Source organism: Inquilinus sp. Marseille-Q2685 (assembly GCF_916619195.1).
Taxonomy (GTDB): Bacteria; Pseudomonadota; Alphaproteobacteria; order DSM-16000; family Inquilinaceae; genus Inquilinus.
The window spans coordinates 287,679-310,432 of record NZ_CAKAKL010000002.1; the positions used below are offsets into that span (position 1 = coordinate 287,679).

Below are 22,754 nucleotides of genomic sequence, written 5' to 3' on the forward strand. Positions count from 1 at the left end.
GTAACCGGGTCACATGGGATCGAGACTTCCTTGAGGGGAGCCGGCCGATGCGGAAGGTGTGGAACTGGGTGCGGTTGCTCGCGGCCGCCATGGGCGATGATGACGGGCATGAGCGTGAGCTGCACGCCGCGCTGCGCAAGGCGAATCGCGTCCCGCATCGCTGCCGCCGGCCGCTGCCGGACCCCGAGGTCTGATCACACCCCTTTCGGTTCCTCCCGTCCCGCGAACGGCTTCCGCCGGCGCTTCCGTGCGATGATCCGGTCCAGCGTCGCCGGCCTCAGCTCCTGCACATCGACCCCGACATCGTATTGCCGCGTCGCCGGCGTCAGCCGGCCATGCGAATGGCCGTGCAGGTTCACCGACCCGCGGCCGATCTGGTTCCAGGTGCGGAACGGGTAGTGGCACAGGATCAGGTGCCGCCCCTCGATCCTCAGCTCGGCATAGGCCTGCACCGACTCCCAGCCCGGCGCCGCCAGCGTCCCCGGCCCGTCATTGTTGCCGCTGATCAGGTGCTTGCGGCCGTTCAGCCGGCCCAGCAGCGCCGCCACCGCCTCCGGCTTCGGGCCCAGCGCAAAGTCGCCGAGATGCCAGACCTCGTCCTCGGGGCCCACAGTCTCGTTCCACAGCGCGACCAGCGCCTCGTCGTGCTCCGCCACGCTGGCAAAGGGCCGCCGGTCGATCCGCAGCACGCGCGGATCGCCGAAATGGGTGTCGCTGGTGAAGAACACGGTCATGTTGCAGTCTCGGCCAAGGCGCGGGGGGAGTCCGGGAAGATCACGACATCGAATTATGCAAATAGAACAACAGGTTCGTCACAATAAATTAACTTTGTGAGCCAATCCGGACCGTGCTTCTTCCCCCTGGAAGATCGAATCCAACGGAGGTGGGGGAATGACGATTCGTTCCGTCGTGGCCGCCCTTTGGGCCGCCGCCGCGCTGCTCGGCGCGCAGCCTGGCCAGGCGCAGACGTTGGCGTCCGATACCGGGCAGCATGGCTGGCCGGGTCACGGCGGCAGGATCGGCGAGCTGCGGCTGATCGGCCAGGCGGCGCTGCCGCATGGGCTCGAGTTCCAGGGTACCGTCGTCGGCGGCCTGTCCGGGCTGGACTGGGATCCGGTCAACGCCCGCTGGACGGCCTTGAGCGACGATCGCTCGGCCACCGGCCCGGCCCGCTTCTACACCCTCGCGATCGACTACGACGCGCAGTCCGTGCGCGGCATCCGGGTCACCGGCGTGACGCCGCTGCGCGACAAGGCCGGGCAGACCTTCGCCCCGGGCACGGTCGACCCCGAATCGATCCGGCGCGACCCGCTGCGCGGCATCCTGTACTGGAGCAGCGAGGGCGACATCTCCGCCGGCATCGACCCGTCGATCAACGTCGCCTCGCCGGGCGGCACTCTCCGCCGCAGCATGGATCTGCCGCGGCGCTTCAGGGTGTCGGGCGACGGCAAGAGCGGCCCGCGCAACAACCTGGTGTTCGAAGGGCTGGCGCTCTCCCGCGACGGGCGGACGCTGTTCGCCTCGATGGAAGCGCCGCTGATCCAGGATGCCGACATCCCGGCGACGCCCGCGCCCGGCCCGGTCAGGATCATCGCCTTCGATACGCTGACGGGCAAGGCCGGGCCGGAGTATGTCTATGTGACCGACCCGCTGCCGGCGGGCGGCAGCGGCAGCTTCGGGGTGTCGGAGATCCTGTCCGGCCCCGGCTTCGGCCGCGAGCTCCTGGTCCTGGAACGCACCTTCATTGCCGGGGTCGGCAACAAGCTCCGGCTCTATGTCGCCGACCGGGCCGGCGCGACCGACGTCTCGCGGATCGACTCCCTGGCCGGGGGCGGGTGGCGGCCGATGCGCAAGACGCTGCTGCTCGATTTCGACACGCTGAGCGGCGTCCGCCTCGACAATTTCGAGGCGATGGGCTGGGGCCCGCGGCTGCGCAACGGCAACCCGACCCTGGTGGTGATGTCCGACGACAATTTCAGCGCGACGCAGATCACCGAGGCCCTGGTGTTCGAGCTGCGCCGGCCGGGACGGTGGGACTGAGCACGGAGCACCAGAAGCCATTGACGGGGACGGTGCCGTCCCCGATCCTGCCGGCATGAACGCTGTCCTCAACATCTCGCAGCATATGCGACGTCGGATCCGTCCGGCGGCGGGCGTGTTGCGCGTTCAGGACAGGGAGTCTCCGAGGGCCTAGGCCCGCATCGTCTCCCCCCTCGCGTTCACCCGAACCCGCCGCGGATCTCCCGGCGGGTTTTTTGTTGCCTCTCCACCGCTCACGAAAGGATCTGGGTCATGAACCCGCCCGCTTCCGGCAGGGTACCGTATCTCCGGCTTGTGCCGTCGGTCGAAATCGAGGCGCCGCTGCGCCCGGTCCGCCTCGGCCTGGGGCTGCGCCTCGTCCTCCTGGTCGAGACGCTGCGCCGCCGCCGGAGCCGTGCCCTGTCGGTCGAGTGGCTGACCGACCACGAGCGCCGCGACGTCGGGCTGCCGCCGCATCGTCCGGCGTCGCATCCGCTCGACCTAATTCTGCGGATGTAGGTCGGGTTCGCAGTCGCGAACCCGACCTACGGCCCGCCGCGATATTCCGCCGGCGGCAGGGCCGGCTCCGCATCCGACCGGACGCCTTCCCCTCGGGTGATCCGCCAGGCCAGCACCAGGGCCATCGCCAGCAGCGCTGCCGCCAGCCCGTAGGGCAGGCCGGGCGACTCCAGGCCGGCCCCCGGCGCGATGCCGAGCGCGAAGCTCTGGGTGAACAGCACCGGGCCGATCATGCCGGTGATGCCGCGCAGCCCCGCCAGCGCCCCCTGCAGCCGCCCCTGCTCGTCCGCCCCGCCCGGCGCGACATCAGTGCCTGCAGCGCCGGCCCGGTCAGGGCCGACAGCGAGAGCAACGGGATCGCCGCCAGGGACTGCCAGCCGGTCCGGGCCAGGGCGAACAGGGCGAAGCCGGCAATACCGAAGACCAGTCCCATGGCCATCGCCCGGCGTTCGCCCAGCCGGGCCACGGCCGGGCCGGTCAGGGCCGCCGACACCACCACCGATCCGGCACCGGCCGCCGCCAGCGCCAGCCCGATCGCCGCCTCGTCCCAGCCGTAACGCTCGATGGCGTAGAGCACGTAGAGATGGGGTATCGACTCCTGTGCCAGGAACATCAGGAAAGCCGCGCCGGCGAGGCCGAGCAGCGCCGGGCATGAGCGCAGCAGCGCCATGGCGCCGAAGGGGCTGGCACCGTGCCAGGTGAAGCGGGCGCGCCGTTCCGGCGGCAGCGATTCCGGCAGGATCAGCAGGCCGTAGGCGGCGTTGGCCAGGCTGAGCGCCGCCGCGGCCCAGAACGGCAGCCTGGGATCGATGCCGGCCAGCAGCCCGCCCAGCGCCGGGCCGGCGATGAAGCCGAAGCCGAAGGCGGCGCCGAGCAGCCCGAACTTGGCGGCGCGTTGCTCCGGCGGGGTCACGTCGGCGACATAGGCGACGGCGGTCGAGGCGCTGGCGGAGGTGATGCCGGAGACCAGCCGCCCGACCAGCAGCCAGGCCAGGTTCGGGGCCAGCGCCATCAGCACATAGTCGAGGCCGAGGCCGAGATTGGACAGGAGGATCACCGGCCGCCGCCCGAACCGGTCGGACAGCGCGCCCAGCACCGGCGAGGCCATGAACTGCATCGCCGCCCAGGCCAGGCCGAACAGCCCGGTGATCGACGCCGCCCGCGCCATGTCGCCACCCTCGAACTCGACGATCAGCCTGGGCAGGACCGGCACGATCACGCCGAGCGAGAGGGTGTCGAGCAGGATGGTGACGAACACGAAGGCGACCGCGGCGCGGTCCGGTCGGCGCGGAGGCGGGCTGGACATCTGCATCTCTCCAAACATGGACCGGCCCTGGATCTTCCGCACCGCGACACCATGACGGCGCCGCTCACCTCCCGCTCCCGGAACGGCTGGCCGCGCCTGCTACGACCCGGCCTCGGCTCGAGCCGTCGCTGACGGGGCCCCGTGCGCAAAGCGCGCGACCAATCGTGGACGTGTATGCTCAAGGGGCCCGAGGCGGCCGGACAGCCCGTCCACAATTCCCATCAATATGCCGGTGAGCTTGGCGAGCTTGGCATCCTCAAGCAGCGCGACACAAAAAATCTCCCTCAAGGTCAACAAATTCAGCATGGACACAATCGGATATCGCCTGCCATATCGAAATAAAAGATGAACAGCGTTGCGGGCGTTGTAATAGCGCCGGTACCAAGGATGATTCACCGTCATCATCCTGAACGGGCCCAGCTTATGGCGACGCAGATCCGCGAGCCGATGCGACAGTGTCAGTGCCGGGGTCGTGTATAGCGGAACATCGCAGGCGCGCGCTCTGAAACAATATTCGATATCGACGTGATCAATGAAGAGCTTCTCGTCGAGCGGACCGAGCTTCGCAAAGGCCGTGCGTGAGATCATGCAACCAGAAGCGATCAGGAATGCACAACGCTGCGTGGTGGCATTGGTATCTATGTCAATCTGCCGTAGGGAAATACCATTGCTTTCCAGTATGGGGAGATACTGTTGAGCGACTTCTTCGAAAATCCGGGGTCCCGCCATGAAGGGCTGCGAGCCCAGCGTCGTGCAAATCTCGCGCATGACCGGAAAATAGTCCGCCGGCATCACCGAGTCCTGATCGATGAGGGCGACTGCATCCGCGCCCCGTTCGAACTGAATTGTCAATCCACGATTGTGAGCGCCGGCAATGCCGTTTTTATTCATTTCGTTTATAAAAGTGATGTCGTGTTCTTCGAATAGTATTGCCAGGCGATTGTCAGGTTGCGGTGTGTTGTCCACGACCACAAGGTCATCGCAGTGTCGGCGCAGCTCGACAGCTCGTGCGATTTGCTCCGCCGTCGGGTGGAATAGGACGACGACTGCCCCAAGAACTGTCATTTGGCCTCACCGTATCCCCTATGTGAACCGCCCCGAGATGTCCTGCGACTCCGATGATTTCGTCTATTCCGCCGGCGGCGCGGCCGGCTCCGGCTCGTCGCGGGCGCCGACGAAGCGGCCGAAGACGCGGCCGCACGCCCGGTTCAGGTCGTCCAGCACGGTGAACACCGCCGGCACGAACACCAGGCTCAGCACGGTCGAGGTGATCAGCCCGCCGATCACCACCGACGCCATGGGCGAGCGGAAGGCGCCGCCCTCGCCCAGGCCGATGGCCGAGGGCACCATGCCGGCGATCATCGCCACGGTGGTCATCACCACCGGCCGGGCCCGCTTGCGGCCGGCCTCGATCAGCGCCTCGGTGCGGCCGGCGCCGGCGGCGATCGCCTCGATCGCGAAATCGACCAGGAGGATCGCGTTCTTGGTGACGATGCCCAGCAGCATCAGGATGCCGATCACCACCGGCAGGCTGATCGGGTAGCCGGTGGCCAGGAGGGCCAGGAAGGCGCCGCCGATCGACAGCGGCAGCGACACCAGGATGGTGACCGGCTGGGCGATGTCGGCGAACAGCAGCACCAGCACGGCGAACACCATCAGCACGCCGGCGCCCATCGCCAGGGTGAAGCCCGAGAACACCTCCTGCATGATCTCGGCGTCGCCGAAGGGCCGGATGCTGACGCCGGGCGGCAGGTTGCGGACGGAGGGCAGCGCCAGCACCGCGGTCATCGCCTCGCCCAGCGGCGTCTTGCCCACCAGGTCGCCCTCGATCGAGACGCGGCGCTGGCGGTCGTAGCGGTCGATGGTGGTGGCGCCCTCGCCGAAGGCGATATGGGCGACCGAGGTCAGCGGCACCTTGCCGCCGGTCGCGGTCGGCACCCGCAGCGTCTCGAAGGTGGCCAGCTTGCCGCGGGCGTTCTCGGCGATCTGCACCCGGATCGGCACCTGGCGGTCGCCGGCGGAGAACTTGGCCAGATTGGCCGAGATGTCGCCCAGCGTCGCGATCCGCACCGTCTCGGCGATCTGCGCCACCGACACGCCCAGCGCCGCGGCTTCGGCCAGGCGCGGCACGATGCGGATCTCCGGCCGGTCGATCGCGGCGGTGGACACGACATTGGCCAGCACCGGCACCCGCTCGCGGATCTCGCGCTCGATGGCGAGCGACGTCCGCACCAGCTCCTCGGAATCGTTGCCGGACAGCAGCAGGGTGTATTCCCGCGCGCCGCCGGCGCTGAAGCTGAAGCGCAGATCGGGCTCGGCGGCGATCTTCGGCCGCATCGCGCTTTCCCACGCCTTCTGGTCCAGGCTGCGCTCGGCCCGCGGCACCAGGGTGGCGACGATGGTGGCCTTGCGCACCTCGCCGCCGACAATGTCGAGCGGGTTGACGCCGTCGCCGCCGAGGACGGCATAGACGCTCTTCACCTCCGGCTGGGCGCGGAACAGGGTCGACAGCCGGTCGGCCACGGCCTGGGTGTCCTCCAGCGTCGATCCCGGCGGCAGCTCGATCGACAGGGAGGAGCGGGAGATGTCGTTGTTCGGCAAGAGGCCGGTCGGGAACAGGCTGGCCAGGGCGGCGGAGGCGACGAAGATGGCCAGGCCGGCGGCGATGGTGCGGCCGCGATGCCGGATCGACCAGTCCAGCAGCCGCAGGTAGAAGCGCATCGCCGCGCCGTCGCGCTCCTCATGCTGCCCGTGGTCGCGCATCAGATAGGCGGCCATCAGCGGCGTCACCAGCCGCGCCACCAGCAGCGAGAAGGTGACGGCCACGGCCACGGTGATGCCGAACTGCTTGAAATACTGGCCGGCGATGCCGCCCATGAAGCTGACCGGCAGGAACACCGCGACGATGGTCATGGTGGTGGCGACCACGGCCAGGCCGATCTCGTCCGCCGCCTGGATCGCGGCGCGGTAGGGCGACTTGCCCATGCGCATGTGGCGGACGATGTTCTCGATCTCGACGATGGCGTCGTCGACCAGGATGCCGGTGGCCAGGGTGATGGCCAGCAGGCTGATCGAGTTCAGCGAGAAGCCCAGCGCCTCCATCATCGCGAAGGTCGGCAGCACCGACAGCGGGATGGCGAGGGCGGAGATGATGGTGGCGCGGATGTCGCGCAGGAACAGGAAGACGACGATGACGGCCAGGATGGCGCCTTCGATCAGCGTCTCCATGGTCATGTCGTAATCGGCGCGGGTGTAGCGCACCAGGTTGTCGATCTCGCTGACCTGCAGCTCCGGATGCTCGACCGCCAGTTGCTGCAGCCGCGCCTGGGCGGCGTCGGCGACGACGACGTCGGAGAAGCCCTTGGCCCGGTACAGGCTGAAGGCGACCACGGGCTTGCCGTCGACCCGGGCGAAGGTCCGCGGCTCGGCCCCGCCATCGGTCACGGTGGCCAGGTCCTGCAGCAGCGCCTGGCGGCCGCCGGGCAGGCTGATGCGGCGCTGCGCCAGCTGCTCCACCGTCGCCGCCCCGGCCAGGGTGCGGATCGACTGCTCCTGCACGCCGACCGTGCCGCGGCCGCCGGCCAGGTCGATGTTGCTGGCGCGCAGCTGGTCGTTGACCTCCGACGCGGTGATGCCGAGGGCCGCCAGCCGGTCCGGTTTCAGCTCGACCCGGATCTCGCGGTCGACGCCGCCGATGCGCTTGACCTGGGCGATGCCCGGCACGCCCTGCATCGCCCGCACCACCGTGTCGTCGACGAACCAGGACAGCTGGTCGACGCTCATGCCGGGGATCGACGCGGCATAGGTCAGAATCGGCAGCCCGGCGACGTCGATGCGCTGGATCACCGGCTCCTCGATGCTCTGCGGCAGGGTGGAGCGGATCTTGGAGATGGCGTCGCGGACGTCGTTCACGGCGCGGTCGGTCGGCGTGTCCAGCACGAACTCGACCATGGTGACGGCGGCGCCGTCGGACAGGGCGGAGGTGACGTGCTTGACCCCGGTCAGCCCGGCCACGGCGTCCTCGACCGGCCGGGCCACCTGGGTCTCCAGCTCGCTCGGCGCCGCGCCGGCCTGGGCGATGGTGACGGTCACCACCGGCACGTCGATGTTCGGCATCTGGGTGACCGGCAGCGACCGGAAGCTGACGAAGCCGAGCACGATCAGCACCGCGAACAGCACCAGCGGCGGGATCGGCTTGCGGATCGACCAGGCCGAGATGTTCAGCGCCATGGGATCAGTCCGCCCTGGCCACCGGCGGCGGCACCGGAGCGATGCGGTCGCCGCTGCGCAGGAAGCTGCCGGCCTTCAGCACCACGGCCTCGCCCTGGGCCAGGCCGCGGCGGATCTCGACGCGGCCGTCGCCGACGAAGCCGGTCTCGACCGGCCGGCGTTCGACCACGGCGTCGCGCACCGCCTGGACATAGGCGCCCTCGGCGCTGAAGAACACCGCCGACAGCGGCACGGTCAGCGCCTGCCGGCGGCCGGTCTCGATCGTCCCTTGGGCGAAGACGCCGGGGCGCAGCCCGGGCTCGGCCGGCAGGGTGACGGCGACGCGGCCGAGGCGGCTGGTGGCGTCGACCGTCGGGTCGACCAGCCGCACCGTGCCGCGCACCGGCCGGTCGAAGCCGGTCAGCTGCAGCTCCGCCGGCTGGCCGACAGCGACGCGCGGCATGCCGGTCTCGGTCACCTCGGCCAGGAACTCGACCTCGCCGTCGCGGATCAGCCGGAACAGCGGCGCGCTCGACATCCCGACCACGGCGCCGATCCGGGCCTGCCGCTCCGACACCACGCCGGCCACCGGGGCTTTGATCTCGGCCCGGGCGATGCGCAGGGCGACATCGTCCCGCTGCGCCTGGGCCAGGGCCTTGTCGGCCATGGCCGAGCGCGCCGTCTCCTGGGCCGAGGCGATGCGGGCCTCGGCGACCTTGACCTCGGTCTGCCGCGCCAGCAGCTGCTCGGCCGAGGTGTTGCCGTTGGCGCGCAGGGTCTGCGTCCGCTCCAGCGAGGCCTGGGACTGGATGGCCGAGGCCTGGGCTTCGGCGACCGAGGCCTGGGCCTGCTGGATCGCGGCCTCGGCCTTGGCGATGCTGGCCTCGCTCTGGGCCAGCTGGGTGTCCAACTGGGCGTGGTCCAGCCGGGCCAGCACCTGGCCGGCGGCGACCCGGTCGCCGACATCGGCGTCGATGGTGACGATGCGCAGCCCGTCGACTTCGGCCCCGACCAGCACCTCCTCGCGGGCCGCCAGCGTGCCGGTCACGGCCAGAGTCTCGACCACCTCGTGCAGCTCCGCCCGGGCGATCGAGGTGACCGGGGCCGGGGTCGTCGGATCGCCGGCCGGCGGCGCGACGCGGTCGGAGGCCAGGATGCGCCAGCCGCCGGCCGCCACCGAAAGACCCACCACCGCCAGCGCCAGGAGACCGAGCCGGCGGGAACGCCAGCGGGGACGAACACCACTCATCACCGGATCCCTCCCTCAGGCCGAGGCGCGGCGCTGCTGACGGGGAACCAGATCCTCCAGGATTGCGGCGATCTCGCGGCGGGCGTCGTGGCGGGCGAAATCGGCCTGCAGCGCCTGGGCCCGGCGCCGGTAGCGCGGATCGGACAGCACGGCGCGGACCGCGTCGCGGACCTGCTCCGGCCGCGGCTGGCCGGTGCCGAGATTGATCCCGGCGCCGCTCCAGGCCACGCGGGCCGCGATCTCCGGCTTCTCCTCGGTGTCGCCCGCCACTACGATCGGGACGCCGAGGCTGAGGGCGTAATTGACCGAGCCATAGCCGCCATTGGTGACGAACACGTCGACCTTGGGCAACAGCCGGTCATAGGGCACGAAGCGCTCGGCGCGGGCATTCGCCGGGATCGGCACCGGGATCGCCTCGACCGGCGGGCCGCCGGTGGTGGCGATGACCAGCGCGTCCTCGCCGGCGAGCCCGGTCAGGGTCGGGCCGATCAGCTGGCTGAAATCCTCGTTCGCCAGCGTGCCCTGGGTGGCCAGCACCACCGGCCGGCCGCCGTCCAGCTCGCCCCACCAGCCGGGCGGGGCGAAGGCCTTGGTCGGCGGCGCCAGCAGGGGGCCGACGAAGCGCACCGTCTCGGGCAGGTCGCTGCGCGGATACTCGAAGGATTCGCCGGTCAGCTGCAGGTAATGGTCGGGCAGGATGATGAAGCTGTCGAACATGAACTCCGGCAGCGGCGGGCAGCCGATCGACGCCAGCGTGTCGTCGAACCCCTGCTGCATGCCGGCGCACAGGGACTGCATGGTCCGGTGCATGGCGATGTTGCGGGCCCGTCCCTCCGCGGTCGAGGAAGGCGGCAGGCCGGAGCCGAAGAAGGCGGTGTCGACGCTGGTCGCGGCCAGCGCGGTGATGCCCAGCGTGACCACCGCCGGCCTGGCATGGCGCGGGCCCAGCAGCATCGGAATGGCGCCGGCGAAGACGGTGTCGCCCAGGATGGCGTCGGCCGGGAAGCCGTCCAGGATCTCCTCCAGCCCGGCCTTCTGGCCCAGCATCGCGTCGCAGACGAAATGCTTCAGGCCGAACATCATCTTCTCGGGCCCGGGCTTCGCCTCGCGATACTCCGGGAAATGCTCGTCGACTTTGCGGTAGTCGAGGTCGATCTCGGCGCGGAACGGGACGAAGCGCGCCCCGGTGGCCTCCGCCTTCTTCCGGAACAGGCTGGCGGTGTGCACGACGACCTCGTGACCCAGGCCGACGAGATGATGCGCGATGGCGAGAAGCGGCGAGACGTGGCCGGGCAGGGCGGTCGCGGCGACGATGAAACGGGCCATATCGGATCGGTCCTTCCGCCGGGCGGCGCTCGTGCCGCCCGGCCTTGCTGCAGGTCACTCGGCGGCGACGGGGGTCGGCTCCGGCGTCCAGGCCTCGGCCGTCTCGACCGGGTCCACGATCTTCAGGTTGCGCAGGTAGCGCTCGATCAGCTCCGGCCCGACCGGCGGGATGGTGCCGCCGAGCTCCGCCAGCCGCGCATGGGTGGCGTCGAAGGACAGGGTCGGCAGGGTGACCGACGTGTCGTACTCGCCGAAGATCGAGAGCACGGTGGCGAGGTCGTGGTCGCGGCTGTCGAGCCGGCCCAGCTGCGCCCGCTCCAGCCAGGCCCCCACCGGCAGCAGCTCGATCGGCAGGCCCAGCCGCTGCAGGATCGGCACCATGTCGCGCAGATGGACGGTGCCCTGGCTGACCAGGTGGTAGACGCCGCCCCAGGGCGCGTCGCTGCGCGCCAGCCGCAGCATCGCGTCGGCGATGTCGTCGGCCGGGGTCATCGGCAGGTGGATGTCGGGGATGGCGCCGAGGCCGGCCGAGGCCCGCACCACCCGCCAGATCATGTCGCGGTCGTTGCAGATCGCCGAGAGGCGGTCGCCGGTGACGGTGCCCAGGCGATAGACCGACACCGGCAGGCCGCGCGCCTGGGCCTGCCGCACCAGCGTGTCGCCGACCCATTTGCTCTGGCTGTAGCCGCCGACCAGCCCCTGCCAGCTCTCCAGCGCCGACGCCTCGGTCACCACGACCGGGCCGCTGGCCGGGTCGATCACCGACTGGGTCGAGACGTAGTGCAGGGCCTTCGGCCGGCCGCTCGCGGTCCAGCCGATCAGCGTGCGCACCGACTCGACGTTGGACGCCTTGAGGGCGGAATAGCCCTGCATGAAGTCGATCATCGCGCCGCAGTGGAAGATGGCGTCGCACTCGTCGCGGATGACCGCGATGCCGGCCGCGTCGAGGCCGAGATCCGGCTCGCTCATGTCGCCCATCAGGACCTCGATGCGGCGGTCGTCCCACAGCTCGGCCAGCTGGCGCTCCGCCAGGGTCCGGCGCAGCCGGGTCCGGGCCGCGCCCCGGCTCATCGCCCGCACCAGGCAGACGATGCGGGCATCGGTGTCGCGCAGCAGCGCGGCGAGGATCTGGCTGCCGACGAAGCCGGTGGCGCCGGTCAGGAACACCTGCCGGAACTCGACCGGCGGCAGCGCCGCCTGCGGCTGGATGCTGTCGTCGAGGCGGGCGTCGGCGGCGAGGTCGAGCGCGGCGGCGGCGAGGCCGTCGCCGAGGGCCTGGTCGATCTTCTCCGCCAGTCCGGCGATGGTCGAGACCTCGAACACCATGGCCAGCGGCAGGTCGACGGCGAAGGTGGCCTTCACGCGGCCGATCAGCTGCGCCACCAGCATGGAATGGCCGCCGAGCTCGAAGAAGTTGTCCTCGACGCCGACCCGCTCGAGGCCGAAGGTCTCGGCCCAGATCGCGGCCAGGGTCGCCTCGGTCGGCGTCCGCGGCGCGACATGGCCGGCGGCGGACTGCCGTTCCGGCGCCGGCAGCGCCTTGCGGTCCAGCTTGCCGCTCGGCGTCAGCGGCAGGGCGTCCAGCGCGGTGAAGGTGGCCGGCACCATGTAATCGGGCAGATGCCGCCCCAGCTCCTGCCGCAGCGCCGCCGGATCCAGCATCGCGCCGGCCTCCAGCACCACATAGGCGGCCAGGTACTGGTCGCCCGGCCGGTCCTCGCGGGCGATCACCGCCGCCTGGGTGACGGCAGGGGTGCGGATCAGCGCCGCCTCGATCTCGCCGAGCTCGATGCGGAAGCCGCGCAGCTTGACCTGGTGGTCGGCCCGGCCGAGGAAGTCGAGGGTGCCGTCCGGCCGCCAGCGCGCGATGTCGCCGGTCCGGTACATCCGGCTGCCGGGCGGGCCGTAGGGGTTGGCCACGAAGCGCTCGGCCGTCAGCATCGACCGGTTGATGTAGCCGCGGGCGAGGTTGGCGCCGGCCAGGTACAGCTCGCCGTTGACGCCGACCGGGACGGGCTGCAGCCCGGGGTCGAGTACGTAGAGCTGGGTGTTCCAGATCGGCCGGCCCAGCGGCACCGGACCGGGCTCGGCATCGCGGCGGCACTCCCAATAGGTCACGTCGACCGCGGCCTCGGTCGGCCCGTACAGGTTGTGCAGCGGCACCGGCAGCGTCTTGTGGAACTGGGTCTGGAGGTCCTCGGGCAGGGCCTCGCCGCTGCAGAAGACGCGCCGCAACCCGGTGCAGCCCGCCGCCTCCGGCTCCTGCAGGAAGGCGCGCAGCATCGAGGGGACGAAGTGGAGGGTGGTGATCCGCTCGTCGCGGATCAGCCGGGCCAGATAGGCCGGGTCGCGGTGACCGCCGGGCCGGGCGACCACCAGGGTGGCGCCCTGAATCAGCGGCCAGAAGAACTCCCAGACCGAGACGTCGAAGCTGGACGGCGTCTTCTGCAGCACGCGGTCGTCGGCCGTCAGGCCGTATTCGCCCTGCATCCAGCGCAGCCGGTTGACGATGGCGCCGTGCGATACGGCCACGCCCTTCGGCCGGCCGGTCGACCCCGAGGTGTAGATCACATAGGCGGGGTGCAGCGGCTCCAGCCCGCCGGCCTTGAGGCCGGTCGGGTCGGCCGCGGTCAGTTCGGCCTCCGTCTCCGCCGCGCCGAGCACCAGGCGGTCGGCGTCGTCCGGCACCACCCAGGCGAAGTCGCGGTTGGTCACCACCGTCACCGGCCGGGCGTCGCCGAGCATGAAGGCGATGCGGTCCAGCGGATAGTCCGGGTCGATCGGCAGATAGGCGGCGCCGGTCTTGAGGATGGCGAGCAGCCCGACGACCAGCTCGACCGACCGCGGCAGTGCCACGGCGACGATCCGCTCCGGCCCGGCGCCGCGCGCGGCCAGCAGCCGGGCCAGCCGGTTGGCCCGGACGTCCAGCTCGGCATAGCTCAGCTGGTCCTGCTCGAACACCAGCGCGGTCGCGTCCGGCGACCTCCCGGCTTGGGCGTCGAGCAACGCGGTCAGCGTGTCCGGCTCGACCGGCCGGTCGGTCCGGTTCCAGTCCACCAGGATCCGCTGCCGCTCCTCCGGGGCCAGGATGTCGATCGCGCCGATGGCCTGGCCGGGATCGGCCAGCATCGCCTGCGCCAGGCGCAGCAGCTGCTCGCGGTGGCCGGCCAGCTCCTCGGCCGTGTACAGCGCCGAATTGGCGTCGAAGTCGATGCACAGGCCCTTGTCGTCGCCGCGGTCGTAGATGAACACGCCGAGATTGTTGGTCGACCCGTTCGACAGGTTCTGCGGCGTCATCGGCAGGCCGCCGAAGCGCAGGTCGTAGTCGAAGGGCTCGATGTTCACCAGCATGGTGAACAGCTGCTGGTTGTTCGGCAGCAGGTTCAGGTCGCGCCGCAGATCCTCGTAGCGGTACTGCTGGTGCCGCAGGCACTGGCGGACCTCGGTGCCGACCTGGCGGATCACGTCCTGCATGCTCAGGCCCGGATCCATCCGCAGCCGCAGCGGCACGGCATTGGCCAGCATCGACGGCGTGCGCCGCATCCGGGCGTTCGCCCGCGCGGTGACGGTCAGGCCGACGATCAGGTCCTCGGCCCCGGTCACGCGGTAGAGATAGGCGGTGGTCAGGGCGATCAGGACCTGCGGCAGGCTCGCGCCCGAGGACTGCGCCAGGGCGCGCAGCGACGCCACCAGCCCGGGCGCCATGAAGGACCGGTCGCGCAGCAGGCTGCCGGCCCCCGGGCGGCGGTGGGACAGCGTGATCGGCGACGGCGTGTCGGCGAAGCGCTCCATCCAGTATTCGCGGTCGCGCAGGAACCGGTTGGAGGCGCGATAGCCGGCCTCCTCCTCCAGGATCTCTGCCAGGCTGCCGAACGCGGTGGCGTCCGTCGGCGCGCGGCCTTCGATCAGCGCGGTGTACAGCTCCGCGACCCGGCGGGTGCACAGCCCGCCGGACAGGCCGTCCATCAGCAGGTGGTGGACGCGGTGGTACCAGATGAAGGCATCGTCCGCGATCTTGAGGACGGCGGAGAACCACAGCTCGTCGCTCAGCGGGTTCAGCGGCCGGTCGTAATCCGCCTTCATCCAGCGGCCGGCGGCGTCCCGCGGGTCCGCCTCGGCGCTGAAATCGATGAAGGGGATGTCGCCCCCGTATTCGGGCCGGATCACCTGCCGCGGGCCATCATCGAACTCGACGAAGCGGACGCGCAGCGCCTCGGCCTCCCGGGTCAGCTGCCACAGCGCCGCCTGCATCAGGCCGACATCGAGCGGTCCGTGGATCTCGATCGCCTCGGCCAGGTTGAACTCGATCTCGGGCATGAACTTCTGCGCCAGCCACATGCCGGTCTGGGCGGTCGTCAGGGGCAGCGAGACGCTGCCGAAATCGATGCTGTCCATGGCTCAACTCGCTCGCAGGATAATGGGGGCCGTCCGGCGGCCGTCACCGGCCGGCCAGCGATCTCGGCCGCAGATCGGTCCAATGGGTGTCGATATGGTCCTGGCAGGACGGGCGGGCGGCGTCGCGCAGCACCGCGGTCCAGCCGGCCGGGATCGGGATGAAGGCCGGCCACAGCGAATGCTGGCCCTCGTCGTTCACCAGGACATGGAAACGGCCGTTCGGATCGTCGAAAACGCTGGTCACATCCAGGCTCCCCTCTGCCGGCATGCGGCGGCGCGGCCGGCGCCAATTGCCGAAAGGACTCGGATCGAAATCCTCTGAGGTCCGGCGGTCTGGCCGACGGCTTCGGTCATGATCGCGATCCCCACGCCGCCTCGCTCCGCCGTGCCGGTCTGGCGCACTATTGGCGTGCGCGGGACCGGCAGTGCAGCCCAATAAGTCCTAACCGCGCGAAGCTTGGTTGGAATCGAAAGCTATCGGGAGCTGTATAGGTTTACAGGTTTTGCTCAGGCGCAGATGATGATGTCATGCATCATTCCTCTGGCGATCGCTTGTGACAGTGTTGCGACACCGAATTTCTGCTTCGCGTTCTCCGTGTGGAACACCACCGTGCGCCGGCTGATCCGCATGATCTCGGCGATGTCCGACGCACTCTTGCCCTTGGCCGCCCATTGCAGGCAGTCGATCTCTCGCGGCGTCAGCGCCGGCCGCGCCTGCGGTTCGGGCCGCTCGTCCTGACGCAGCCGCGCATGCAGATGCAGCGCCACCAGGTGCAGGGCGTGCTGGTGCCGGTCGACATGGCGCTGGAAGTCCGGCTCGGTGCCGAACTCGGCCAGGGTCAGGCTGGATGCCCGGCCCTGGCGGTCGTGGATCGGGATGGTGACGCCGCGCCGGATGCCCGCCTCCGCCGCCTCGTCCAGGAAGGACTTCAGCCTGCGCGTGATCGGCTGCCGCAGCGATTTGAACGAATCGAGCGTCCAGGAGAACGGCAGCATGGTTCCGACCGCCCGCGCGATCACCGGGTCGATCCGGTCGTGGCGGCTCTCGACATAGCGCTCGGCCCACGCCGCGGGATAGGTCGTCAGCATCAGCGGCATGCCGTCTTCCTCCGACGGGAAGCTGACATAGGCGAAGTGCCTCAGCCCATAGCCCCTGATCGTCTGCTCCAGCAGGTCCCCGATCGCCTGCCGGCTGCAGCTCGCCAGATGTAAGATGAAATTCTGAAAAATTTGATCCATTTGCCCCTCACCGCATCGTACTTTACCTGGGGGTTCCCCCTTTCTTGAAAATTTTATTGGTTATTTCTAAGTTTTTCCGCATCTCGTTACAGTCTTGGCGGCTGGGCGCATGGTATTTCTATTCGGCCGGCGCCGCAAAGAAGATTCGCATAAGGCCGTATGGGGCGCCAGCCTGCGGCAAGCCGCCGCGGCCCCGGCCTGTTGCCAGATCGCGTCCGGGTCGCGGCACGACGCCGGCCGGGGACGCCGAGGACTCGGTCGGCACATTCGGAATCCCAGTCAATCTGCATAACATAGCAGGTATACTTGTCCATTCGGAGTGATAGGAATGCGGTCTGGCGGCCGATTTCTGAAAATCGGCCGATCCGCTGTCAGTCAGGATGCGGTTTCTTTGGATAGGTCCTTTCTATCCTAGGAGAACAATCTCTCCTGTGTCCGGTTCCTTTGGTCGGGTCCGGATGGCGGCGGCAACCCAATGCAGATCCTTCCTTCACACAGGAGACGTTCATGAGCGGCATTCTTGATCTGACCGGTCTTCTCGGCGGCCTGCTGCACGATGTCGGCGAGGTCGTCGGCGGCGCGGTCGCCGGCGTCGGCAGTACGGTCGGCACGGCGGTGGGCGAGACCGGCGAGATCGTCGGCGGCGGGGGGGGCGATGTCGGCGCGGTCGGCGGCGACGCGCTGGGCGGTGTGGTCGGCGGCGCCACCTCGGCCGTCGGCTCGGTGCTCGAGGGCACCCAGTCGGCCGTGGGCGACGTGGTCGGCGGCGTGGGCGAAGCGGTCGGCCATGTGGCGGACGGCGTCGGCGACGCGCTGGGCAGCGTGCTCGGCGGTCTGTTCGGGCACATCGACTTCAATCTCTGAGAGACTGTTTGGAAATGCGCTGGCGTGAGTCGGCTGGCGGTGGTTTCGAGAACCGGAGCGCAGCGGACATAGGTCCGTGAGCACCGGAAGCGCAGAAACCGCCGCCAGACGGCCGCGCCAGTAGCATTTCCAGACGGTCTCTGAGTCCGAGTCCCCGGGCCGGGGCAGGCTGGTCCTGTCCCGGCCTTCCGGCCTCTCAGCGGAACGGCCGGCTGAGGAAGGGCGACCCGGCCAGGCCGAAGCGCCAGGGCGTCTCGGCGCCCCGGGTGATGCCGATGCGCGGCCCGGCCACGACCGGCACCGTGTCGGCCCGCGGCAGCAGGCGGAAGGGCGGCGCGTCCAGCGCCAGCCCGTCCATCGCCCCGGTGATGCCCAGCGCCTGGGTCAGCCGTCCGGGCCCGGCGCAGAGCCGGCGCAGATCGTCCAGCCCGCGCCGCGCCCGCATCGCCTCGATCCCGGCGGTCGGCGCCAGGGCGCGGATCAGCACGGCGCTGCCCGGCCGCGCGGCGTCGCACACCAGGTTCAGGCACCAGTGCAGCCCGTAGGAGCGGTAGACATAGGCGTGGCCGACCGGCCCGAACATCGCGGCGTTGCGCGGGTTCGGCCCGGCGAAGCTGTGCGAGGCCGGGTCCGTCCGGTCATAGGCCTCGGTCTCGACCACCACGCCGCCGACGCCGTCGACCAGCAGGGTCGCGCCGATCAGGGTCCGGGCGACGCCCGGCGCGTCCGCAGCGAAGGCAGTGCGATCGAGGGGAACGGGGGCGGGCGTGTCGGGCATCTGGCCTCTCTCCGCGACCGCGGCTTCGGGCGCAAGCGGAATCCGCCGGCTTGGCGGAAGCCGGATGGCTGCTCTATGGTCGGGCCTTTCCGAGCCAGGTGACCCGATGGACCAGCAAGCAAGCCTGCATTTCCCACCCCCCTTGCGCCCTGCGCCGGTTCAACATGCCGACAGGGCAGGAGGACGGCGCAGCGCGATGTGGTACATCGCGCAAGCCGTTCGACGCGCCATGTCGGCATGTTCAACCGGCCCGGAGGGTCGTCTTGCGGCGGCCGCCTGCGGGCGCGGGCCGCTCGACCGTATGGTCCGATACGCTCTTCGCGGCCCGCGCCCTCATTCGACTCACCGCAAGACGACGCAGGACGTAAGGGGGGTGGGAAATGCAGGCTGAGCCCGCCATCCCGCCCGAGCTGGCGGAGCTGCGCAGCAGCATCGACAACATCGACGCGGCCCTCGTCCATCTCCTGGCCGAGCGCTTCAAATGCACCCAGAAGGTCGGGCGCCTGAAGGCGACGGTCGGGCTGCCGCCGGCCGATCCGGGCCGCGAGGCGGCGCAGATCGCGCGGCTGCGCCGGCTGGCCGAGGACTCGCATCTCGACCCCGACTTCGCCGAAAAGTTCCTGGCCTTCATCGTCGCCGAGGTGATCCGCCACCACGAAGCCATCCGCGACGGTGCCCGGGGTTGAGCCCTGCGCAACGACGTGCCGATTGAGAATGCGCTGGCGTGAGTCGGCTGGTGGTGGTTTCGAGAACCGGCGCGCAGCGGACGTTTGAGTCCGTGAGCACCGGAAGCGGAGAAACCGCCATCAGACGGCCGCGCCAGTAGCATTATCAACGGCACGTCCCGAACCAGCCGACGTCAAGATGCAGATGATCCCGGTGGACGGCGTTGTAGTCGGGTGACAGCACCACGTCGAAGATCCGGCAGGCCCGGTCGCGCAGGCGGTGAAGGAAGCGCGCCTCCGGTCCATCGCCGGCCCAGCCCTGCCGCACGGTGATCCGCCGCCCGTCGGCCAGGCGCACCGCGGCAAGGTCGATGGCGTCGGCGGTGGCGTGCCGGCTGCGCCGGCCCTCCGCCCGATGGTTGACGTTGCGGCAGGCATAGGTGCCGAGATGGTCGATGGCCGCCACCCTCTGGCCGAAGGCCTCCTGCGCCGCCGGCTGCAGCGCGTGCCGCTCGAACAGGGCGAAGGCGACGGCGAGGCGGCAGGAGGCGACGAAGCCGCGGTCGAGGGCGACGCCGGCGCGTGAGACCGCGACCGCGTTCGAGAGGACGCAGCCGGGCGCCTCCTCCCGGTCGGGCACCGGGCGGGTGCTCAGCCCCGAGGTCGCCAGCACCGCCCGGCACAGATCCGGATCGGCCTTGACCCGCGCCAGCTTCAGGCCGGTCAGCAGATTGGGCGGATCGCGCAGGTCTAGCGGCGCCCAGGGATTCCAGGGGGCCGGCACGGCGATGTCGCCGCGCCACAGCAGGCCGGCGGCGAGGGCGGCGAGGAGCAGGACGGCGAGGACCAGGATCCGGCGGCGCATCGCCGATCATATCGGTCCGGCCCGGCTTGCCGGCCAGACCCGGCCGACCCAGATCAGTGAAGGCCGCCATCCGACCCGGCCATCGCCCCCGGCCGTCTCCAAGGAGTTCCTCATGCCCCCCCATCCCGCGATCCGGGCCGGCCGCGTCGCCGTCGTCACCGGCGCCGCCGGCGGCATCGGCCTCGCCGCCGCCAGACGCTTCGCCTCGATCGGCCTCAAGGTCGTGCTCGCCGATCTGCCGGGCGAGGCGCTCGACCGCGCCGCAAGCGAGGTGGCGGAGATCGCCGCCGGCGGCGCGCCGGACATCCGCGCCGTGCCGACCGACGTGTCGCAGCCGGAGGAGGTCGAGCGGCTGCGCGACGAGGCCTATGGCCGCTTCGGCGAGGTCGCGGTGCTGATGAACAACGCCGGCATCGGCCAGGGCGGGGGGCCGTGGGAGAATTACGACCGCTGGCGCCGGGTGCTCGACGTCAATCTCTACGGCGTGATCCACGGCGTGCAGATCTTCGCCCCGGCGATGATCGCCCAGGGCGGCGACGGGCTGATCGTCAACACCGGCTCGAAGCAGGGCATCACCACCCCGCCGGGCGACACCGCCTACAACGTCTCCAAGGCCGGGGTGAAGGTGCTGACCGAGGGGCTGGCGCATGCGCTGCGCGAGACCGAGGGCTGCCGCATCACCGCCCATCTGCTGATCCCGGGCTACACCTTCACGGGCATCACCGCCCGCGGCGCCACCGAGAAGCCGGCGGCGGCCTGGACCGCGGAGCAGGTGGTCGAGTTCATGCTCGACGGCCTCGGCCGCGGCGACTTCTACATTCTCTGCCCCGACAACGACGTCACCCGGGCGATGGACGAGAAGCGCATCCGCTGGGCGGCGGAGGACATCATCCGCAACCGCCCGGCCCTGTCGCGCTGGCACCCGGACCACAAGGACGCGTTCGCCGCCTACATGGCGCGGCCGGACTGACCGCACCCTTCCGGGGCTCGTCCCTCACGGGGGGCTGGGGCGATCAGTTCTTCGAATTGCAGAAAATTTTATGAGATTTATTTGCCCGCTCAGGTAGGGGAAGAGCTTTGGTCTTGCACCCGGAGGTAATCGGATATAAGACTTGAGTCCCAGTCTGGTTCCATTTCAGGCATTTCATCGTCCTCCGCATTTTTATCGGGGACCAGGCTGGGGCTGTCTCTCACCCCGAAAGTCCGGGCCGGTCCAGTTGCACCGGCTTGCTCATGAACACGGTGGTGCCTTCCAGGAACGGCTCCTCCCGGTCCACGGCGAAGCCGGCGCGGGCGTAGAGGTCGATGTTCCCGGCAAAGCGCGGGTTGGTGTAGAGCCGCAGAAGAGGCCGCCCCAGCTCCGCCGCCAGCGCCTCGGCATGGGCCAGGAGGCGCTTGCCGTGGCCGCGGCGCTGGGCGTGGGGCGCCACCGCCAGGTTCTTGATCAGCAGGTGGTCGCCGCGGTCGATGATCTCGATCAGCGCGACCAGATCGTCGCCCTCGAACAGCAGGTCGATCCGGTGCTCGCGCACTGCCTGCTCGTAATCGGCCGTCATCGGCTTCGGCTCGCGGCCGATCACCGGCACCCATTTGGCATAGGCGGCGCGGGTCAGCGCCCGGACGGCGGGGGCATCGCCTGCAATGGCCCGGCGGATCCGGGGCTCGCTCGTCGCCTGGTGGGCCTGCGGGTCGAGGGCGGGCTGGCTCATGGTCTGAGTTCCTTCGGGGGCAGGGCGGCCGGCAAGAAAAAACCCGCCGGTCGGGGACGGCGGGTTGCGGTGGGTCGGGATCCGGTTGGGGTCAGCCGGGATGGATCCCGGCGGCTCCCCCGCCTCTCCCGGCGCACCACAGCGCCGCCGTCGCCGGACGGCGACGTCGTTTGGAGGCGGTGGTAGCTCGGAAGAAGCGGGTCATGGAGGGATGATCCGGCCTCAGGCGGTCGCCGTCAACGACTGAGGTGTTACAGTCCGCCGCACCACGACCGCAGCGGCCAGCCGCTCCAGCACCGCCGCCGACTCGTCCCAGCCGATGCAGCCGTCGGTGATGCTCTGGCCGTAGACCAGCGGCTGGCCGGGGACCAGGTCCTGCCGCCCGGCGACCAAGTGGCTCTCGACCATGACGCCGACGATGCGGCCGTCGCCGGCCTCGACCTGGCGCGCCACGTCCTCGATCACCTTCGGCTGGTTCGCGGGGTTCTTGCTGCTGTTGGCATGGCTGGCGTCGATCATCACCGCCGGCCGCAGCCCGGCCTTGGCCAGCTCGGCGCAGGCGGCCTCGACGCTGGCGGCGTCGTAGTTCGGCGCCTTGCCGCCGCGCAGGATGATGTGCGCGTCGTCGTTGCCGGCGGTCGAGGCGATGGCCGACCGGCCGCTCTTGGTCACCGCCATGAAATGATGCGGCTGCGAGGCCGAGCCGACGGCGTCGACCGCGATCTTGACGTTGCCGTCGGTGCCGTTCTTGAACCCGACCGGGCAGGACAGGCCGGACGCCATCTCGCGATGGATCTGGCTCTCGGTGGTGCGGGCGCCGATGGCGCCCCAGCCGACCAGGTCGGCGATGTATTGCGGCGTGGTCATGTCCAGGAACTCGCAGGCCGCCGGCAGGCCCAGCCGGTTGACCTCCAGTAGCAGGCCGCGCGCCAGCCGCAGCCCCTTGTCGATCTGGAAGCTGCCGTCCAGGTCGGGGTCGTTGATCAGCCCCTTCCAGCCCACCGTGGTGCGCGGCTTCTCGAAATAGACCCGCATGATGATCTCGAGCTCGCCGCCCAGGCGCTGGCGCAGCGGCTGCAGCCGGCGGGCATAGTCCAGCGCCGCCTCGGGGTCGTGGATCGAGCAGGGGCCGATCACCACCGCCAGGCGGTCGTCGGTCCCGTGCAGGATGCCGTGCAGGGCGCGGCGGGCTGCTGTGGCGGTGCGGGTGGCCACGGCGTCGCGCGGCAGCTCCTGCATCACCTCGGCGGGGGTGCTCAGCTCCTTGATCTCGCGGATGCGCAGGTCGTCGGTGGTCTTCAACACGGCTTGGGCTCCTGGGTTCACCCCGCCGGCGGCAACAAAAAAGCCGCCAGGAGGTCTGGCGGCTCTCGGGTCTCTCGTCGATCGATCTTCAGATCACGCGCACCCTCGCTCCGCCGCTGGCAGCGGGTAGCTAAAGTACCAAAAATAGGGGACGCGGACGAAGCTCATGTCCTGCATATAAGCCGGGATTGTGGCTTTGTCACGACCGTTGTTTCGGGAATCATCGCAGCCGGCCGCCATCGCATTCGGAATGTTGCGACGATCGCGCCGGGCCGGAACCGCGGCGGCGCCCGAGGGTTTTTCCGG

Annotated in this window: 20 protein-coding genes; 6 read left to right on the plus strand and 14 right to left on the minus strand. The window is 70.1% G+C overall.

Annotated features, from left to right (window positions below; all coding sequences use genetic code 11):
• Positions 1 to 47 precede the first annotated feature (47 nt).
• A complete protein-coding gene (locus tag LG391_RS10365) occupies positions 48 to 194 on the plus strand; it encodes a hypothetical protein (protein WP_225767938.1) in 147 nt (48 codons plus the stop codon).
• On the opposite strand, the gene LG391_RS10370 is transcribed toward LG391_RS10365, so the two are convergent.
• The gene (locus tag LG391_RS10370) at positions 195 to 734 is read right to left on the minus strand and encodes a metallophosphoesterase family protein (RefSeq protein WP_225767939.1); all 540 of its coding nucleotides are present in this window, start codon (positions 732 to 734) and stop codon (positions 195 to 197) included.
• A 157-nt stretch (positions 735 to 891) separates the two neighbouring features.
• On the opposite strand from LG391_RS10370, the gene LG391_RS10375 reads away from it, so the two are divergent.
• Positions 892 to 2,040, plus strand: coding sequence for an esterase-like activity of phytase family protein (locus tag LG391_RS10375; protein ID WP_225767940.1), 1,149 nt, complete (start codon positions 892 to 894; stop codon positions 2,038 to 2,040).
• Positions 2,041 to 2,292: 252 nt separating this feature from the next.
• Positions 2,293 to 2,538, plus strand: a complete 246-nt coding sequence (locus LG391_RS10380) for a hypothetical protein (RefSeq protein ID WP_225767941.1) — start codon at positions 2,293 to 2,295, stop codon at positions 2,536 to 2,538.
• A gap of 26 nt (positions 2,539 to 2,564) precedes the next feature.
• On the opposite strand, the gene LG391_RS10385 is transcribed toward LG391_RS10380, so the two are convergent.
• The 9 genes from LG391_RS10385 to LG391_RS10425 form a co-directional block, all read right to left on the minus strand.
• On the minus strand, positions 2,565 to 2,771 hold the full coding sequence (locus LG391_RS10385; RefSeq protein ID WP_225767942.1) for a hypothetical protein: 207 nt from the start codon (positions 2,769 to 2,771) through the stop codon (positions 2,565 to 2,567).
• Entirely contained in the window at positions 2,768 to 3,844 is a 1,077-nt protein-coding gene (locus LG391_RS10390; RefSeq protein ID WP_225767943.1) for an MFS transporter, read from the minus strand. Before LG391_RS10390 ends, LG391_RS10385 begins: the two co-directional genes overlap by 4 nt.
• A 99-nt stretch (positions 3,845 to 3,943) precedes the next feature.
• The gene (locus tag LG391_RS10395; RefSeq protein ID WP_225767944.1) at positions 3,944 to 4,909 is read right to left on the minus strand and encodes a glycosyltransferase family 2 protein; all 966 of its coding nucleotides are present in this window, start codon (positions 4,907 to 4,909) and stop codon (positions 3,944 to 3,946) included.
• A gap of 63 nt (positions 4,910 to 4,972) precedes the next feature.
• Positions 4,973 to 8,074, minus strand: a complete 3,102-nt coding sequence (locus tag LG391_RS10400; protein WP_225767945.1) for an efflux RND transporter permease subunit — start codon at positions 8,072 to 8,074, stop codon at positions 4,973 to 4,975.
• Between the two features lie 4 nt (positions 8,075 to 8,078).
• A complete protein-coding gene (locus tag LG391_RS10405; protein ID WP_225767946.1) occupies positions 8,079 to 9,302 on the minus strand; it encodes an efflux RND transporter periplasmic adaptor subunit in 1,224 nt (407 codons plus the stop codon).
• A 15-nt stretch (positions 9,303 to 9,317) separates the two neighbouring features.
• Complete coding sequence (locus LG391_RS10410) at positions 9,318 to 10,628, minus strand: glycosyltransferase (RefSeq protein ID WP_225767947.1); 1,311 nt, start codon at positions 10,626 to 10,628, stop codon at positions 9,318 to 9,320.
• A 54-nt stretch (positions 10,629 to 10,682) separates the two neighbouring features.
• Positions 10,683 to 15,023, minus strand: a complete 4,341-nt coding sequence (locus LG391_RS10415; RefSeq protein ID WP_225767948.1) for a non-ribosomal peptide synthetase — start codon at positions 15,021 to 15,023, stop codon at positions 10,683 to 10,685.
• A 43-nt stretch (positions 15,024 to 15,066) separates the two neighbouring features.
• Complete coding sequence (locus tag LG391_RS10420) at positions 15,067 to 15,267, minus strand: MbtH family protein (RefSeq protein WP_225767949.1); 201 nt, start codon at positions 15,265 to 15,267, stop codon at positions 15,067 to 15,069.
• Between the two features lie 263 nt (positions 15,268 to 15,530).
• A complete protein-coding gene (locus LG391_RS10425; protein ID WP_225767950.1) occupies positions 15,531 to 16,262 on the minus strand; it encodes a LuxR family transcriptional regulator in 732 nt (243 codons plus the stop codon).
• A 507-nt stretch (positions 16,263 to 16,769) separates the two neighbouring features.
• Here LG391_RS10425 and LG391_RS10430 point away from each other — a divergent pair.
• Positions 16,770 to 17,126, plus strand: a complete 357-nt coding sequence (locus LG391_RS10430) for a hypothetical protein (protein ID WP_225767951.1) — start codon at positions 16,770 to 16,772, stop codon at positions 17,124 to 17,126.
• Between the two features lie 196 nt (positions 17,127 to 17,322).
• Here the strand turns inward: LG391_RS10430 and LG391_RS10435 are convergent, their stop codons facing one another.
• A complete protein-coding gene (locus LG391_RS10435; protein WP_225767952.1) occupies positions 17,323 to 17,904 on the minus strand; it encodes a DNA-3-methyladenine glycosylase in 582 nt (193 codons plus the stop codon).
• A 380-nt stretch (positions 17,905 to 18,284) separates the two neighbouring features.
• Here LG391_RS10435 and LG391_RS10440 point away from each other — a divergent pair, with 380 nt between their 5' ends.
• Entirely contained in the window at positions 18,285 to 18,590 is a 306-nt protein-coding gene (locus LG391_RS10440) for a chorismate mutase (RefSeq protein ID WP_225767953.1), read from the plus strand.
• Positions 18,591 to 18,735: 145 nt separating this feature from the next.
• Here LG391_RS10440 and LG391_RS10445 read toward each other — a convergent pair whose 3' ends face one another.
• Entirely contained in the window at positions 18,736 to 19,434 is a 699-nt protein-coding gene (locus LG391_RS10445; protein ID WP_225767954.1) for an extensin family protein, read from the minus strand.
• A 112-nt stretch (positions 19,435 to 19,546) separates the two neighbouring features.
• On the opposite strand from LG391_RS10445, the gene LG391_RS10450 reads away from it, so the two are divergent.
• Positions 19,547 to 20,404 (plus strand): SDR family NAD(P)-dependent oxidoreductase, encoded by an 858-nt coding sequence (locus LG391_RS10450; protein WP_225767955.1) that lies wholly within the window; start codon positions 19,547 to 19,549, stop codon positions 20,402 to 20,404.
• Between the two features lie 220 nt (positions 20,405 to 20,624).
• Here LG391_RS10450 and LG391_RS10455 read toward each other — a convergent pair whose 3' ends face one another.
• Together LG391_RS10455 and LG391_RS10460 are read right to left on the minus strand one after the other, a co-directional pair.
• Complete coding sequence (locus LG391_RS10455) at positions 20,625 to 21,143, minus strand: GNAT family N-acetyltransferase (RefSeq protein ID WP_225767956.1); 519 nt, start codon at positions 21,141 to 21,143, stop codon at positions 20,625 to 20,627.
• A 222-nt stretch (positions 21,144 to 21,365) separates the two neighbouring features.
• Positions 21,366 to 22,448, minus strand: a complete 1,083-nt coding sequence (locus LG391_RS10460; protein WP_304608442.1) for a 3-deoxy-7-phosphoheptulonate synthase — start codon at positions 22,446 to 22,448, stop codon at positions 21,366 to 21,368.
• Between the last annotated feature and the right edge of the window lie 306 nt (positions 22,449 to 22,754).